Raw genomic sequence first — 15,020 nt, forward strand, 5'->3', positions numbered from 1 at the left:
TTTGCCGGTCGAAGGGGTACGCCGGCGCTCCCGGAACCGGGCGGCCGGTGCCCGGTCGTTGCGGGGTTCGGGCGGGGCACCCGGTGACAATGGCCGGATGCGCGCACCGATCGAAGCCATGGACCGCAACCTTGCCGAGCACGCGTGCCACCTGCATCGGGTCACTCCCGGGATGCGGGTGGACGAGGACGACCGGGTGGTCCTCGCGGACAGCGGTCTGGCGCACGATTCGTACAACATCGTCGCGGGCGCGCGGCTGACCGCCGAGACGGTCGACGCGGCCGTCGAGCGCACGGTGCGCCGGATCGCGGCGACCGGGCGGCCGTTCTCGTGGTGGGTCACCCGGGGGTCGCGGCCGACGGACCTGGCCGAGCGGCTGGTGGCACACGGCCTGCCGGTCAACGAGACCGAGGTGGCCATGTGGGCGCGGTGGACCCGGAGCACGCCCGCCGAGGCCGCGCCGCCGGCCGGGTTGCGGATCGAACCGGTGCGCACGCGCACGGGGTTGCTCGACTTCGCCGAGGTGTTGTCGACGCTGTGGACGCCGTCCGCGGGTGATGTCGTGCGGTTCGTCGAACTGACCGCCGAGGCCGCGCTCGCATCGGCCGCGCGCTACCTGGTCGGGTACCTGGACGACCGGCCGGTGGCCACCGCCGAGGTGTTCGCGCACGCCGGTGTCGCGGGCGTGTACAACATCGCGACGTTGGCCACCCACCGCATGCGCGGGTACGGCGCGGCCCTGACCCGGGCCGCGCTGGACACGGCGGTCGACGAGGGGCATTCGGTCGCGGTGCTCCAGGCGTCGGCGGCCGGCGAACCGGTGTACCGGAAGCTGGGCTTCGAGGCACTCGGGCCGGTCACCGAGCACGCGTTCGCGAGGTGAGCGCGCGGGGCGAGCGTGAACCGGACGCGGGCCGACCGCGGGCCGAACCCGGACGCACGCGGGCCGGATCGACGCGTCGCCGGACAACGTGCGCTCCGACGACGCGCGGCCCGGATCGGTCCTACTTGAGCAGTTCCGGGTGCAGGGCCTCGACCATCCGGCGCATCCCGTCCCGCCAGTGCACGGTGGTGCGGCCGGTGATTTCGTGCATCCGGGTCAGGTCCAGCGTGACCGAGTCGATGGTCGCGTCGGTGGCGTTGAACTCGGGTGTCACGCCGGTGAGTTCAGCCAGGTAGCCGCACCATTCCTCGATGCTCACCGGGTCGCTGCCGCCCCAGTTGACGGTGGTGACCTCGGGTGTGGCCGCCGCGAACAGCGCGGGCAGCGTGCCGGCGATGTCGTCCACGTGGATCGGGTGGTAGACGCTCGGGGCGTTGGTGTGCACGTCGACGGGCGCGCCGCCGAGCATCATCTCCAAGTGGATGCCGGGCCAGCCACCGTTGTCGCCGTAGGGCACCGACAGGCGGGCGATCGTGGTCGGCAGCGCGAACCGGCGCGCACCCCAGCGGGCGGCGCCCTCGGCGGCGATCTTGCAGATGCTGTACGTCTCCAGGAACGACCACACGCCGTGGTTGTCTCCCAGAGCAGCGCTTTCCCTCAGTTCCTTGTGGCCGGCGGGCTGGTAGACGGCGGTGGAGGAGCAGTGCAGGAAGGCCCGGGCGGCCTGGTGATGCTCCATCAGGGACAGTACGCCGCCCGCGTTCGCGTCCAGGTCCACGTTCCAGTCGCCGTTCTTGGCCACGGCGAAGTTGACCACGTAGTCGGCGTCGGCGGGCAGCGCCGCGACGTCGCCGGCGGCCAGGTCGATCTTCACGCACGTGACGCCCGCGGCCTCCAGGCGCTCGCGGGCCTCGTCGTCGTGGAAGCGGGCGGCGCCGTACACGTCGTTGTCCCGGGCGAGGATCTTGGCGACCGGTTCGGCGACTTGGCCGGTGACACCGGTGACGACGATCTTCGCGCCGGTGAGGGTCGATGCCATGGGGACAACCTCCGTGCGGGTCGCTGCGCTGTGCGTGGGGCCGGATTCCGCCGCGAGTTCGGCGGACGCCGGTGGGGCCGGGTGGGTTCGGCCCGCGGTCGTGGTGTCCGGTGCACGGATCGTCCGAGGACGCCGGGCGGCCGGGTGTGCCGGCACGTTAGTGCAGGATGCGATCAGGGGGAAGGGAGGGAACGAGGGGCTTCCCTTATCCGCGGACGAATGCGGAACGGGTCTTCTCGGTTGGGCGTCTTCGGACGCGGGGGGATCGACGTTCGGGGGCAGCCATGAGTGTGACGGGGCACTGCCGACTATGTGGGACTCCGGTGGCGGACGAGCGCCACGGATACTGCGAGGGGCCGCTGTGCGGGGCCGATCTGGCCGGGCAGCGGGTGGGCGATCCGGCCCTCGCGGTGCAGGTCGGATTCGAACGGGCGCGGATCGCGGCCACCCCCGGGGAGGTGGTGGAGGCTCGGTTGCTGGTGCGCAATCGCGGGGGCGGGGCCGAGCGGTTCCGGGTCCGGGTGTTCGACCAGGAGCGGGTCGCGGTGGTGGAGCCGGAGCCGGGCGCGCCGATCGGCCCGGGCGCGGAGGTGGTGTGGACCGTGCGCTATCGGGTCCCGCGCGAGAGTGGTCCGATGGGCGCGGGGGCGTTCGCCGGCGCGGCCGGGCCGTATCACGCGGCGGTGCGGGCCGAGGCGGTACGCGACGGGCGGGTGGGCGCGGCGGCGGTGCTCGACGTACGCGTTCGCGACGAGGCCGAGCGGGCCGGGCCGGAGCCGGGCGGTGACCGGGCGCTCGGCGTGCCCGGTCGGGTGCATGGCGCGCGCCCGGGCCCCGCCAGGCGGGGACGCCGCCCTTGAGCGGCCGGGCCCGGGTCTGGCCGTAGCCCGCGCGCGGCCGGTGCAGGTCGCGCGCGAGTTGCCGGCCCGCATCCCGTACCGCGTTCGCACCGGCGTCGGTAGCCGCGGTGTATCGATGCCATCCGCTGCTCGTAACCGTCCACCGGGCCCTCTACGTGGGCGCCGTACGCCATCGGGCGGGACGACACCAACAGCGGGGCCGCGGCCGGCTCGTCGACCGGGACGAGCTTGCGGGTCCCCGCCACCGACAGGCGCAGCGACGGCCGCACGGACTCGGGTACATCCAGGCGCAGCGCGTCCCATGCGCCGGCCGGACGGGTGAGATTCGTGCGATCCATGCGGTGATTCCAGGAAGGCCGGCAACATGTCCGGAATGAAGGCATCGCTGTGGTTCACCTGGACCCTTTCGGGTTCCGGCTGGGCCGACTGCACCATCGCCGACACCACCGGGGAGGCGCAGTTGGTCGTCTCCTACATCACCGACGCGCCCGCGGAACTGATCGACGCGGCGACCCGGCTCGCGCTCGGCGAACCGGGCGACCACAAGGTGATGTTCGAGGCCGAACCCAACGGCTATCTGTGGCACCTGAGCCCGGACGGCGACGCGGTGGACATCAGGATCGTCGAATACGCCGACGCATCGATGCGGAACCGGCCCGGCGAGGTGTTGTGGGAGGCGCGCCACCCGATCGAACTGCTCGCGCGGAGCGTACTGCGCGGATTCGACCGGGTGGACTTCGACCTCGGCGAGGACCGCTGGTACGCGGACTGGCGGCGGCCGTTCCCCCGTCGCGAGCTGGAGGCCCTGCGCACGGCGTGGCACAAGCTCCGGTTGTGAGCGCGCGGTGGGCGCCGGGGCGTCGGATTTCCGCGAGCAGGGGTGGTCGAGTGGGGGCGTGGTGCGACGCTTGGGGGCATGACCGCGCCTCGTGATCCATCCGCTTCGGCCGTGACCGTCCATACCGGCGGTGCGCTGTGGCCCACGCCGGGGCAGTTGCGGGCCGAACTCCCGGAGGGGGCGCGGGAGGAGTTCGAGGTCGAGTACGGCCGGGCCCTGGAGCACGCGCGCGACGCGGGCGATCTGGCCCTGCTCGCGCACGTGTTGCTCCCGTGGCAGCGGCGGCTCGTGCATCACCGGAACGGCGACCACGAGGCCGTGTTGGAGCGGGCCCGGCGGATCCGGGAGGGCGATCTGTCCGGGGTCGTCCGGCCCCGGGTGGACCGGTTGTTCCGGGCGCAGCGGTGAGCTATGGCGTCGAGTACCACGTCGAGGCCGAGGCGATTCGGCGCACTCTGCCGACCGCCGCCCGCCGGGCCTGGATCGAACTGGAGCGGCGACTGCGCCACGACCCGTGGAACGCGGGCGCGCGGATGAGCGGTGGCCTCAAGGACACCCTGGAGGCGGCCTTCGCGGCGCACGGCTTCGCGACGTACATCGTGCAGGAGAACCGGGTGATGGTGAGTGTGATCAACCTGGTGTGGATCGGGTGACGGGCGGGTCGGTCGGCTCGGCCTCCCGGGTCTACCGGGTCCCTCGGCTTCCCTGGCTCCGCCGGCTTGCCTCGGTCGGCTGGGCGGTTCGATCGGCTCAGTCGGCTCTGAGGGTGAAGTGGTGGGTGGGGAAGGTCAGCGGGATGTCGGTCGGGCCGGTCGGGCAGGCCGCGCGCAGGGTGCCGGTCGGAGTCAGGGCGAGGGTGCCGGCGCGGAAGGACTCCGGTACCTGGAAGGCGAGTTCGACCGAGGCGGCGTAGAGGTCCGGCTGCGGGGAGGCGTTCAGAACCGGGACGCGACGGCCGTCGGGCAGCCGCAGCACCACCTCGTCGGCGAGCTTGTGGCCGTAGGCGAAGGTGCAACGGGCCGGGTCCGCACCGGAACCGGAACCGGAGTCGGGGTGGGCCGTCGGGCGCAGGGCCGCGTGCAGGCCGATCAGGACGAACATCGTGCCCTTCGGGGCGGTGCCGACCTTGGGCAGCCGGTCGGTGATCCGCGGCGGCTCGGGCGAAGTGGTGACGCCGACCGCCACCTCGAAGGTGATCGACCGGCCCTGCCACGGGACCGTGGCGGACACGACGCCGTCGGTGTAGCCGGTGACGGCTCGGTCCGGCGCCGCGGCCGCGGTGTCGCCGCACGCCGCGCAGCCGGCGGCGGCGAGCAGGGCAAGGGCCGACAGTTGCGCCGTGCCGCGTCGCGCGGGCACATTCGGCCGTCGCCTGGGCACGCGGTCCCTCCTCGATCCTGGTCGCCGCCCATGCAACCAGGGGTTCGGCCGAGGGGACACCTTTGCGGGCGGATCGGCGGGAAGTCCCTCACCGGGCACGGCCCGGCGCACGAGCGGCGGACCCCGGAAGGCCGAGCCGGTGGGCGGGGCGCCGGGACGGCGGTTTCCGGGTGTCATATCGTCTGGAATCCGTCGCTCACAGCGCCGGGGGAACGGGAACGGGAGAAAGCGAACGATGACGGAGCACGAACTGCTTGCCGAACGGTTCGAGGAGAACCGCAGCCATCTGCGGGCGGTGGCGTATCGCATGCTCGGCTCGCTCAGTGAGGCGGAGGACGCCGTCCAGGAGGCCTGGCTGCGCCTGGACCGCTCCGACATCAGCGATGTGCACAACCTCGGCGGCTGGCTGACCACGGTCGTCGGGCGGGTCTGCCTGGACATGCTGCGCTCGCGCAAGTCCCGGCGCGAGGACATGTGGGACACGCACGTGCCGGACCCGATCGTCTCGCACGCGGAGGGGGCCGACCCCGAGGAGCTCGCGGTCCTCGCCGACTCGGTCGGGCTGGCGATGCTGGTCGTGCTGGACACGCTGCCCCCCGCCGAGCGGCTCGCCTTCGTGCTGCACGACATGTTCGCGATGCCGTTCGACGACATCGCGCCGATCGTGGACAAGTCGACCGCGGCGACCCGGCAGCTCGCCAGCCGTGCCCGGCGTCGGGTGCAGGGCGCGGCGCCGGAGCCGGATCTGCCGCGTCAGCGCCGCGTCGTGGACGCCTTCCTGGCCGCCTCCCGGGCCGGCGACTTCCAGGCCCTGCTGGACCTGCTCGACCCCGACGTCCTGCTCCGTGCCGACACCGGCAGCGGCCCGATCGGTGTCTCCCAACTGGTCCGCGGCGCCCGCGCGGTGGTCGAGCAGGCGCTCACCTTCGCGCGCTTCGCGCAGTACGCCCGACCCGTGCTCATCAACGGGGCTCCGGGTCTGCTGAACGCGCCGGGCGGCAAGGCGTTCGGGGTGATGGACTTCACCATCGTGGGTGACAAGATCGTCGAGATCAACATCCTCGCCGACCCCGCCCGCCTGGCCCGTCCGGACATCAAGGACGTGGTCGGACCGGGAGACCCGGCCGAGTTGCGCGCCCTGGGGCTGCCCACGGAGTAGGCGCGAGGCGGCCGGGAGGGTTCGCGTACGAGCGGGTCGGCAACGGAGCGTCGCCGACCCGCTCGCGGACGCTCGGTTCGGCGCGGTCCGTTTCGGCTCGGTCGGGCTACCCCGGTGTGCCCGGGGTGATCAGGCCGCTCTCGTAGGCGAAGACCACCGCCTGGGCGCGGTCGCGCAGGTCGAGCTTGTCCAGGATCCGGCTCACGTGCGTCTTGACCGTCTGTTCGGCGAGCACGAGGTGGGCGGCGATCTCGCCGTTGGAGCGGCCCTGCGCGATCAGCCCGAGCACCTCGGTCTCGCGCGGGGTGAGGGTGCCCAGGCGGGTCGAACTCGCACGTGTGATCGGCCGGTTGCGAGCGAAGTCGGCGATCAGCCGACGGGTGATCGAGGGCGCCAGGAGGGCGTCCCCGGCCGCGACGATCCGCACGGCGGCGATCAGATCGGCGGGGGAGGCGTCCTTGAGCAGGAAGCCGCTCGCACCCGCGCGCAGCGCCTCGTACACGTAGTCGTCGATGTCGAACGTGGTCAGCATCAACACCCTGGGCATCGCGTCGAACGCGTCGCGTTCGCCGAGCAGTTCGCGGGTCGCGGCCAGGCCGTCCAGGATCGGCATCCGCACGTCCATCAGGACCACGTCCGGCCGGGTCTCCCGGGTCAGCCGGACCGCCTCGCGCCCGTCGGCGGCCTCGCCGACCACCTCCAGGTCCGGCTGGGCGGCGAGCAGCGCGGCGAAGCCGGCACGGATCATCGCCTGGTCGTCGGCGATCACTACGGTGGTCATGCCGCTCCGGGGGTGGTCGGGGCCGACGTGGCGTCGGCCGGCGGTAGGGGAAGCATGGCAGCGACCCGGAAGCCGCCGTCCTCCAACGCCCCGGTGTGCAACTCGCCGGCCAGCATCGCGACCCGCTCGCGCATGCCGATCAGGCCCTGGCCGGTGCCGGTCGGGCCGGAATCCTCGACCGGCCCGCGCGGCTCCACGGGCCTGCCGGCCGCTCCGGGAGCGGAGTTGACCACGGTCAGCCGCAGCGCCGAGGCGTCCGCGGTCACGGTGACCCGTACCGAGGCGCCCGGGGCGTGCCGGACCACGTTGCTGAGCGACTCCTGGATCAACCGGTACGCGGAGAGTTGTACGCCCACCGGGATTCGGTCCGGCGCGGGCACGGAGTCCTCGATCGACAGATGCGCCTCCAGGCCGGCCCGATGCGCGGTCTCGATCAGTACGGGCAATTCGGCCAGACCCGGTTGCGGGCTGTGCTCGGCGCCGGCGTCCGCGTCCTGGCGCAGCACGTGCAGCAGGCGGCGCATCTCGGTGAGCGAGCGGCGTGCCTCGGCGGCGATCGTGCCGAACTCGGTGACGGCCGCGGGCGGCAGGTCGACGATGCGATACGGCGCGCTGTCCGCCTGAACGGTGATCACCGACATGTGGTGGGCCACCACGTCGTGCAACTCGCGGGCGATCCTGGTGCGTTCCTCCAGGAGGGTGCGCCGGGCGTGTTCGGCCTGGCTGATCTCCTCGACCCGGACCAGTCGGCGCTGCACGGCACTTCGGCTGCCGATCGCCTCGGCGGTGAGTGGGGCGAGGGCGGACAGGACGGCTATCGGCAGCAGTTCGTCGACGTCGATCGGACTGCGGGTGAGCATCAGCACCGTGCCGGCCGCGAGCAGCACCAGCCACAGGACGACCAGCACCCGACGCGGCGCCCGCAGCGCGATCACGCTCAGGACGACGACCAGCGAGAACACCGAGGTCACCGCCCACGGCCACGGCTCGGAGTCGGACACCGGGTGGGTCGGCACCGCCGTCGCGATCGCCGCGGTCAGCGCCAACCACCAGGCAGCCGGCGGGCGATACAGGCACAGCAGCACCGGGACCGCGCGGGCGATGGCGGAGACGGTCGCGCCCGCGGCCGACACGTCGTAGTGCTGGTACAGGTCGAGCCAACCGGCCACGCCGATCAGCAGCGCGGTCAGCGACAACACCCGCCTCGCGCGGCGGGTGTTGGGCAGCGGGGCCACCGAGTCCAGGGACAACGCCTCGCGGAGCGTGGCCAGGACGGTCGGCGGTCGAACGATCTTCACGGTTGGTGATGCTATGCCCGGATGGACCGATCGGTCGGGCGGGGCGAGGGCGGTGTCCATCGCGGTCTCCGGGGCGGGAGCGGGAGCGGGCGGGCGAGTGCCTGCGTGGCGGTCAGGTCCGCGGCCCGAACGTTCGGCGGGCCACGGTCGCCGGTACGTCGGTGAGCGCCTTGATCAGGCACAGACACACCGCGAAGAAGGCGAGGCCGCCGATCGCGTGCACGGTCCAGACACCGGCCAGGGTCGGCCCGCCCCACGCGTCGTGGTAGTCGGTGTCGCCGTACCAGATCGGGTAGGTCAGGTTGCGCAGGGTGTTGCCGTACGCGTACCCGGCCAGGATCAGCGTCGGGATGCCCAGTGCGGCGTCGAGCACGCCGTCCCGGAGCACCCGGAGCGGGCCGGGGCCGGGCCGTCCGGTCGTCTCGTCCGACTTTGTGTCCAGGAACCGCCGGGCCGCCGCGAGCCGCACGCGGGCCGCGCGGGCGGGCCGGCCGCCGAGCACCAGGCCGATGCTCAGCAGACCGAGCGGCAGCGCGATCAGCGCGTACATCGAGCGCCGACCGGCCTCGCGCACCGAACCGGGCGCGAAGCGGCGGATCGTGCGGCGCGTCGTGCGCCGGCTCGGGGAGCGGGCGAGGGTTGCGGCGGCGGGGTGAGCGGTCGTGGATGTCATGGCGCAGTCCTCGGGGCTGTGCCCGCGAGCCGCGCGGGCGGGGCGATACCGGCGCGGGTGCGGCCGGTTTCGGCGTGTTCCCCAAGGTAGGAGTCGGGCCCCGCGGGGGCATCACACCGCGGCGCCAACTCCGGAGTGATACCCCGGTAGGGGGTCGGGGGCTGCGCGGTGGGGCCGAGGATGCCGACGCGACGGCGCTCCGGAGTCGGCGCGCTCGAACCCGTGTCGGTGCCGCGGTCGAAGTGCGGGAAACGACGCGACCGCCGGGTCGACGACCCGGCGGTCCGGTCCGGCCGCACTGTGCCGGGAGAAGCAGGCGGCCCGCCGAGATCGAGGCGGCCGCGGAGACCGGGACTCTGGGCCCCGTACATTTCACTGCCCTTGAAGGCTCCATGGAGTATCCGCGGCCTGCGCACCGGAAGGCCGCGGAAACCGTAGCGTGGCCCGCCGATTCGGGGCCAGGCGATTTCCTCCGGCGGGCCGGTCCACCCGGCTGCTCGGCCGGTGCCGCTCCGTCGGCCGAGTGCTCTCCGCGCGCGACGCCGGGCCGACCGCAGGCGCCCGAGGGTCAGCCCCGGCGACGTCCGACGCGATGGTCAGGACGAGGGCACCTGAGTCTCGGTGTCCTGCTTGGCGTAGTGCTCGCGCTCGCGCCGGTCCGCGCGCAGGATGCCGCGGATCACGAAGGTGAAACCGACCGCCACGACGAGGAAAGGGGTGAGTTCGGCGAGGGCGCCGAGGGCGTTCAACACGATGACTCCCAAAGGTGGTGCAGCCGGCCGACCACGCCACCGGCGACACCGATCGCGCGAACCGGACCCGGCTCGCTCCGCCGTTCGTCCTCCGAACGGCGCCACAACACTACCGCCCGCCCCCGCGTCAACCGCCGGCGACCACCGGTCCATGGCGGGTGGTGCCGGCGCGGACCGGTACGACGCCGAGCACACCCCGCGCGGTCAACGCGGGCCGCCGGCGGCCTCGGTGAAGCGGCGCAGGTCCTCGACGTGCGCACCCCAGCCGTCGCGGTGCGCGGCGGCCAGGCTCGGGCCGTCCCGGAGGCGACTCCAGCTGGTCTCGCGGACTTGGACCTGGGTGCCCGGACGAGCCCGGGCCGGCTCGATGGTCACCGTCGTGGACATCGCCCAGTCGTCGTCGGCCCAGGTGAAGCGCAGCAGGCGGCACGGTTCCAGTGCCCGGACCCGGCCGGTGGTCAACCGGGCCTCGCCGTCCGCTCCGCTCCAGCGCTCGCTGAGCCGACCGCCGACCCGCGCGTCCAAGTCGAGATAGCGCCACCACATCGCGCGCGTGTCCGCGTCCACGAGGGCATGCCAGACCGCCTCGGCAGGCGCGGCGATCACGACACTGACCTCGACGAGCGGTTCACGGACCATTCACCAACGGTAGATCTCGTCAACGTTCGCGTCAGCCTGCGGACGGTCCGCGAAAGGTCCGCTGAAGGTCAAGAATGCGCCGTGCGCGCGCCCTGTGCGCCTCCTCGGCCGAAGCCCGCCGCCCGAGCGGGCGGACGCCGGGCGTGAAGATGGACGGATTACCGAAAGTTCGGCTTTGTCGGGAATGCGATTCGGCTTGAACGTCCGCCCCGCGGCACCGCTACGCCCATCCGTGAATCGTTCGATTGGCGATCACCTCGGATGGGGAACGCACAGCCACAGGTGCGTATCGCGCATCGCCGGCCACCGGGAGGAATCCGCCCATGCCCCACCCGCCGATCGCAGCTCTGCGAAGCGCGTTCACCGCGTCCGCCAAACCGGGCAGCGAGGACTGGCCCACGCTCGCCGACTTCACCGCGTTCGCCGCGGCCGGCCGCGCCTGCGGCCGAGCGCCGCTGATCGGCCTGCCCGGGTGGACCTGCGACGACGCCGCGCGGGTCCTGGCGCTGGCCGAATTGGCCGCGCGTACGCCCGAGTGTGACCTGTCCGCGCACCTGCGCACCCTGTACTGGCGCGGCGACGCGCACGAACGTCGAGCCGTGTTGCGGGCCTTGCCCTACCTCGCGGTGTCCGAGCGTGATCCGGCCCTGGCCGGCGCGCTCGTCGAGGACGCGCTGCGCACCGGCGACCCGCAACTGATCGCCGCCGCCCGCTTCGCGGAGGTCGTCGCCGGCCCGGAACCGGCGGAGTCGGCACGATCGGACGCATCGCAAGGAGCGCAAGGATTGGATGGTTCGGACCGGGCGGTGGTGCAGCCGCGCCGGGCGGAACGGTCCGAACAGGCGGAGCAGTCCGTACAGCCGGTGCAGCCCGGCTAGCGCGTCCCGGGCCGGCCGACACGGTGCGGACCCGCCGGTGCGGAGCGAACCGCACCGGCGGGTCCGCACCATGCCGGCGACCGGGCACGGTCGCCGGGTGGGGACCGCCGAATCCGTCGGCCCGCAGCGGCCCGGCCGGGCGTGTGCTCGTGGCGGATCGCCGCGGGTACTTGTGGCGTGCCGGGTGCGCCGACCAGGCTTGACGTCGTCGAAGGAGGGGGAAGGCGATGCGACGCAGGAAGGCGTTGGCCGTGCTCGCGACCCCGGCGCTGATCGGCCTGGGAGCGGGCACCGGCCGGGCGGGTGGGCAACCGGTGGCGGAACGCATCGCCGGCGCGCTGGGCGGCGACCTCGAGGTGCGCGGGCGCGAACACGGCTCCGGCTGGACCCGGACCCGGCTGGAAGTACGGGACGCGGCGGTGCCGTTGGTGGTGGACGTGGTCGCCGACACCCGACACCTGCCGCGCCGGCTCGTTTACCTGCTGCCCGGCGGCGGCCTCGACTTCTCCTCGAACTTCTTCACCCCCACCGCCCACAACCTCACCCATCACCTGCGCGAACGCGGCTACCTGGTGATCGGCGTCTCGCCGCGCGAAAACGACGCGACGGCCGCCGACCTCGGCCCCGCGTGGGGCCTGGCCGCGCACAAGCGGGACGCGCGCAAGGTGATCGACGCGGTCGACGCGGCGCTGCGGGTGCCCTACGACCTGCTCGGCCACTCCGCCGGCGCCGCGCTCGCGCTCGACCTCGCGGCGGACCGATCGCCCAGGCTGCGCCGGGTGATGGTGCTGGACACCACCGGGCCGTACGAGGGCGAACTCGCGGTACGGGCCGCGCGGACCAGGGTCGCGCTCGACCGCGAACTCGCCGCCGGCAGCTACGCGAGCGACCCGGGACTGAAGGGCCTGCTCGCGCGGGCGGTCGGCGACCCGAACGGCGCCTCGCCGGTACCGCGACCCGTCGACCCGGGCACCCGCTTCACCAACGCGGCACTCGCGCACTTCGCGCTGATCCACACGAACAGCCTGCCGGGGCTCACCAACTGGGTCTACGAACAGGGCTTCGCCGCAGGCGACTTCACGTTCGGCGCGACGCCCGACCAGGACCGGTTCGCGCTCGCGCACGCGCCGCTGTCGGTGTGGGCCGAGGCCGGCGCCCGGTTCGGCGGCGGCCTGATCCCCACCGCGCTGATGCGCGACCTCACCGCGATCTGGGCCGGCGAGGACTCGGTGTATCGCATCGACTGGTCGGCCATCGACGCCGAGGTCACCTGGGTGAACACCGCCCTGGGACGCGGCGACCACCCCCGGGGCGCGGAACTGATCCGGGCCGGCGGCAACCCGAAGGTGGGCTTCACCGTCGTGGCGAACTACGGCCACGGCGACGCGACCTGGAGCCGCACGGCCGACGTCGACGTGTGGCGGCACCTGGTCTGACGAGGGATCCGGCCGGTTCGGCCGCAGGGCGGGTACGGGCCCGCCCGACGGCCGAACCAGGACCGGCTCAGGCCGCGAGTTCGTCCAGCGCCGTCGACCACGACGCGCACAGGGATTCCGCCAGCTCGCCCGGCAGGGCCGTGTCGACCGTGGCGCTCACGTACAACGTGTCCTCGAACGTGCCCAGGAACACTCCGAACGGCACACCCCGGGGCACACCGCCGAAGGGGACCGCACCCACCATCGAGGACCCGCGGAACGCGTACGGCCGGCGCAGCCACCCCTGAGCCGGCTCCGCCGCCACGTCCACCTGCCATGGCGACATCGCCGCGCGCAGCCCCCAGCGCACGCCCGACGCCGCGGGCGTCTGCGCGATCAGCGCCAGGCGCCGCGCGGGGTCCGCCTGGTCGCAGGGCAGCCGGACCCGGGTCGGCCGGGCGTGGCTGCCCGGTTCCGCACGGGCCCAGCCGCCGGCGGCGGACGGTACGAGGGCCCAGACCGGCTTCGGCCCGCGTCGCCACGGGACGCCCGGGCAATCCCGCAGCGCGCCGGTGAGGGCGGCGAGGAACAGCGCGTCCGGCTCGGCGCCCGTGTCGTGTACCGCCGCGCGCAGCCGCTTGGCGTCCAGGCCCAGCCAGGCCATCCGACGGGTACCGGTCAGCCCGCGCGTCGCGAACGGCCGCGTGCTCGGCGGAACCAGGCAGCGCAGCCGCTCGCCCGCGCCGAGCTCGTTCATCCCGGCCGCAGGCGTCGGGGCGGTGTCGATCGGCTCCACCCCGAACAGGCGCCGACCGACCTCGACCACCGACGCGCCGTCCAGCAGCGACCGATGAGCCTTGAAGACCACCGCCCACTCGTCCGCCGCGTACCCGTGCACGAGTCGGGCCTCCCACAGCGGCCGATCCCGAGGCAGCCGATCCGCGAGTGCTTCGTCGACGGCGGCGCCCAGGCGGTTCACGCCGGCCGGGTGCACGTGCACGTGCCGGGCCAGGTCGAGCGCTCCGCGCCGCCGGTACGCGCCGTCCACGCGATAGGCCAGCACCGGCACCCGCCACAGCCGGGCTGCGATCCCCTCGCGCAGATCCTCGACGCGCGGCGCGAGGCCGCGAAAACGCAGGACGCCGCCGAGCTCAAGTGCGTCGACCCGGTCCGCGCGGCCGTGCTCCCGATACACGTTCTCCGCCGCGTGGGCGCGCCGACCGCCGCGGCCGGGCCGGACGCAGTCCACGAGGTAGTCGCGATCCACGCCGATCCTCGAACGCGGCTCACCGAGCAGCGCGCGCACGCCCGAGTCGTCGTAGCCACGACGGTGTGTCAGATACGGCGTGAACGCCGTGTGCGCCTCGGCGAGCCGTTCCACCCCGGTCGGCCGCTCCGGCGGTTGGTCGACGAACCGCAGCCGGACCGGCAGGAATTCGGCGAGCACCTCGCGGACAACCCCGATCGGGACGTCGTGCGGATGCCGTACGTGGTAGACGTCCACGCCCCCGGAACCGGCGAGATCGGCGAGCCGGGTCATCACCCGCGCGGCCTCGTGCACGGGGACGAAATTGAGCCGGCCGTCCGGCGCCGCGGCCAGCCGCAACACCGGCCGCACCCGGCGCGGCAACCGGGCGGCCCAACCCAGGGCCGCGCAGCCTCCGGTCGCCTCCGCGCGTTCGACCATGTACCGCAGAACGTTTCCGGGCAGACCGGGCCGGTCGGAGACCAATGTGGTCGGCCGCAGGATCATCGCCGAGCGTCCGCACCGCGCGGCCCAGTCCCGCACGAGCACCTCGGCCTCGTACTTGGACCGCTCGTAGTCGTTCTCGAAACCACCCGAATAGTCGGGGAGTTCCTCCTTCACCGTGCCATCGCGCCGGCCGCCGGCCACGTACGCCGTGCTGATGTGCAGCACGCGCGGACGACGCCGGCCGACCTCGGCCAACTCCAACAGGTGTCGGGTGCCTTCGACGTTGGTCGGGCGCAACTCGGCCAACGGCGCGTCGATCCGGGAATCGCCGGCGCAGTGCCAGATCACGTCGACCGAGTCGGCCAGCGAGGCGAAGTCCGCCCGCGTCAGGCCCAGTCGGGGCAGCGTCAGGTCGGTCTCGACGATCCGCAGCCGTTCGGGGAGTCGCCGCACCAACTCGTCGGGAGCGGCGGAGACTTCCAGAAAGGCCCGAATCCGGTCGATCGCGCCGCGCGAACCCGCGTGGGCCAGGACGGTGATCGTACGGTGCCGGTCGAGCAGTTCGCGGAGCAGATGGAGACCGAGGAATCCGGTGGCTCCGGTGATGGCGACGCGCATGGCTCAGCAAACTCCTTGCAGGTTTTCCCGATTGGCCTGACGAGGCGTCACGTCGACGGTGTCGACGCGCGGCGAGTCCGGCCCGATGGCGCGCCGCGCCGGGGCATGCGTGGT

Annotated in this window: 16 protein-coding genes; 8 read left to right on the forward strand and 8 right to left on the reverse strand. The window is 73.4% G+C overall.

All coding sequences use genetic code 11. The annotated features are described in order from the left end of the window. Positions 1-118 precede the first annotated feature (118 nt). Positions 119-883: a GNAT family N-acetyltransferase gene (locus ACZ4FV_RS09270; RefSeq protein ID WP_395873942.1), complete on the forward strand. Its 765-nt coding sequence runs from the start codon at positions 119-121 to the stop codon at positions 881-883. A 121-nt stretch (positions 884-1,004) separates the two neighbouring features. On the opposite strand, the gene ACZ4FV_RS09275 is transcribed toward ACZ4FV_RS09270, so the two are convergent. Continuing rightward, the gene (locus ACZ4FV_RS09275; RefSeq protein WP_395873887.1) at positions 1,005-1,922 is read right to left on the reverse strand and encodes an NAD-dependent epimerase/dehydratase family protein; all 918 of its coding nucleotides are present in this window, start codon (positions 1,920-1,922) and stop codon (positions 1,005-1,007) included. 323 nt (positions 1,923-2,245) lie between these two features. Here ACZ4FV_RS09275 and ACZ4FV_RS09280 point away from each other — a divergent pair, with 323 nt between their 5' ends. From ACZ4FV_RS09280 to ACZ4FV_RS09295, 4 genes are all read left to right on the forward strand, one after another. Then, a complete protein-coding gene (locus ACZ4FV_RS09280) occupies positions 2,246-2,782 on the forward strand; it encodes a hypothetical protein (RefSeq protein ID WP_465322274.1) in 537 nt (178 codons plus the stop codon). Positions 2,783-3,155: 373 nt separating this feature from the next. Beyond that, complete coding sequence (locus tag ACZ4FV_RS09285) at positions 3,156-3,620, forward strand: hypothetical protein (RefSeq protein ID WP_465322276.1); 465 nt, start codon at positions 3,156-3,158, stop codon at positions 3,618-3,620. A gap of 111 nt (positions 3,621-3,731) precedes the next feature. Beyond that, a complete protein-coding gene (locus tag ACZ4FV_RS09290) occupies positions 3,732-4,028 on the forward strand; it encodes a DUF6247 family protein (RefSeq protein ID WP_402236519.1) in 297 nt (98 codons plus the stop codon). Continuing rightward, positions 4,025-4,273, forward strand: coding sequence for a type 2 periplasmic-binding domain-containing protein (locus ACZ4FV_RS09295; protein WP_395873891.1), 249 nt, complete (start codon positions 4,025-4,027; stop codon positions 4,271-4,273). Before ACZ4FV_RS09290 ends, ACZ4FV_RS09295 begins: the two co-directional genes overlap by 4 nt. Positions 4,274-4,370: 97 nt before the next feature. Here ACZ4FV_RS09295 and ACZ4FV_RS09300 read toward each other — a convergent pair whose 3' ends face one another. Further along, complete coding sequence (locus ACZ4FV_RS09300) at positions 4,371-5,000, reverse strand: hypothetical protein (RefSeq protein WP_395873892.1); 630 nt, start codon at positions 4,998-5,000, stop codon at positions 4,371-4,373. Between the two features lie 235 nt (positions 5,001-5,235). On the opposite strand from ACZ4FV_RS09300, the gene ACZ4FV_RS09305 reads away from it, so the two are divergent. Continuing rightward, positions 5,236-6,159, forward strand: coding sequence for a sigma-70 family RNA polymerase sigma factor (locus ACZ4FV_RS09305; RefSeq protein ID WP_395873893.1), 924 nt, complete (start codon positions 5,236-5,238; stop codon positions 6,157-6,159). Between the two features lie 106 nt (positions 6,160-6,265). Here the strand turns inward: ACZ4FV_RS09305 and ACZ4FV_RS09310 are convergent, their stop codons facing one another. From ACZ4FV_RS09310 to ACZ4FV_RS09330, 5 genes are all read right to left on the reverse strand, one after another. Continuing rightward, positions 6,266-6,940 carry a response regulator gene (locus ACZ4FV_RS09310; protein WP_465322279.1) on the reverse strand — a complete coding sequence of 225 codons (675 nt, stop codon included), beginning with the start codon at positions 6,938-6,940 and terminating at the stop codon, positions 6,266-6,268. Continuing rightward, positions 6,937-8,238, reverse strand: a complete 1,302-nt coding sequence (locus tag ACZ4FV_RS09315) for a sensor histidine kinase (RefSeq protein WP_465322280.1) — start codon at positions 8,236-8,238, stop codon at positions 6,937-6,939. The genes ACZ4FV_RS09310 and ACZ4FV_RS09315 overlap by 4 nt, the downstream gene beginning before the upstream one ends. 112 nt (positions 8,239-8,350) lie before the next feature. Further along, a complete protein-coding gene (locus ACZ4FV_RS09320; protein WP_395873896.1) occupies positions 8,351-8,911 on the reverse strand; it encodes a hypothetical protein in 561 nt (186 codons plus the stop codon). A 596-nt stretch (positions 8,912-9,507) separates the two neighbouring features. Beyond that, positions 9,508-9,663, reverse strand: coding sequence for a hypothetical protein (locus tag ACZ4FV_RS09325; RefSeq protein ID WP_395873897.1), 156 nt, complete (start codon positions 9,661-9,663; stop codon positions 9,508-9,510). Positions 9,664-9,867: 204 nt separating this feature from the next. Further along, positions 9,868-10,302, reverse strand: a complete 435-nt coding sequence (locus ACZ4FV_RS09330) for an SRPBCC family protein (protein ID WP_465322282.1) — start codon at positions 10,300-10,302, stop codon at positions 9,868-9,870. Positions 10,303-10,625: 323 nt separating this feature from the next. Here ACZ4FV_RS09330 and ACZ4FV_RS09335 point away from each other — a divergent pair, with 323 nt between their 5' ends. Together ACZ4FV_RS09335 and ACZ4FV_RS09340 are read left to right on the forward strand one after the other, a co-directional pair. Beyond that, positions 10,626-11,180 carry an EboA domain-containing protein gene (locus ACZ4FV_RS09335; RefSeq protein ID WP_465322284.1) on the forward strand — a complete coding sequence of 185 codons (555 nt, stop codon included), beginning with the start codon at positions 10,626-10,628 and terminating at the stop codon, positions 11,178-11,180. Positions 11,181-11,407: 227 nt separating this feature from the next. Further along, a complete protein-coding gene (locus tag ACZ4FV_RS09340; RefSeq protein ID WP_465322285.1) occupies positions 11,408-12,616 on the forward strand; it encodes a hypothetical protein in 1,209 nt (402 codons plus the stop codon). Positions 12,617-12,683: 67 nt separating this feature from the next. Here the strand turns inward: ACZ4FV_RS09340 and ACZ4FV_RS09345 are convergent, their stop codons facing one another. Continuing rightward, positions 12,684-14,906 (reverse strand): SDR family oxidoreductase, encoded by a 2,223-nt coding sequence (locus tag ACZ4FV_RS09345; protein WP_465322287.1) that lies wholly within the window; start codon positions 14,904-14,906, stop codon positions 12,684-12,686. Between the last annotated feature and the right edge of the window lie 114 nt (positions 14,907-15,020).

This window comes from Embleya sp. NPDC025285, assembly GCF_055558835.1.

Coding starts and splice junctions, on each gene's coding strand:
- ACZ4FV_RS09345 (WP_465322287.1), bottom strand. CDS start 14,906: ATGCGCGTCGCCATCACCGGAGCCACCGGATTCCTCGGTCTCCATCTG.
- ACZ4FV_RS09275 (WP_395873887.1), bottom strand. CDS start 1,922: ATGGCATCGACCCTCACCGGCGCGAAGATCGTCGTCACCGGTGTCACC.
- ACZ4FV_RS09270 (WP_395873942.1), top strand. CDS start 119: ATGGACCGCAACCTTGCCGAGCACGCGTGCCACCTGCATCGGGTCACT.
- ACZ4FV_RS09310 (WP_465322279.1), bottom strand. CDS start 6,940: ATGACCACCGTAGTGATCGCCGACGACCAGGCGATGATCCGTGCCGGC.
- ACZ4FV_RS09335 (WP_465322284.1), top strand. CDS start 10,626: ATGCCCCACCCGCCGATCGCAGCTCTGCGAAGCGCGTTCACCGCGTCC.
- ACZ4FV_RS09330 (WP_465322282.1), bottom strand. CDS start 10,302: ATGGTCCGTGAACCGCTCGTCGAGGTCAGTGTCGTGATCGCCGCGCCT.
- ACZ4FV_RS09285 (WP_465322276.1), top strand. CDS start 3,156: ATGAAGGCATCGCTGTGGTTCACCTGGACCCTTTCGGGTTCCGGCTGG.
- ACZ4FV_RS09340 (WP_465322285.1), top strand. CDS start 11,408: ATGCGACGCAGGAAGGCGTTGGCCGTGCTCGCGACCCCGGCGCTGATC.
- ACZ4FV_RS09305 (WP_395873893.1), top strand. CDS start 5,236: ATGACGGAGCACGAACTGCTTGCCGAACGGTTCGAGGAGAACCGCAGC.
- ACZ4FV_RS09320 (WP_395873896.1), bottom strand. CDS start 8,911: ATGACATCCACGACCGCTCACCCCGCCGCCGCAACCCTCGCCCGCTCC.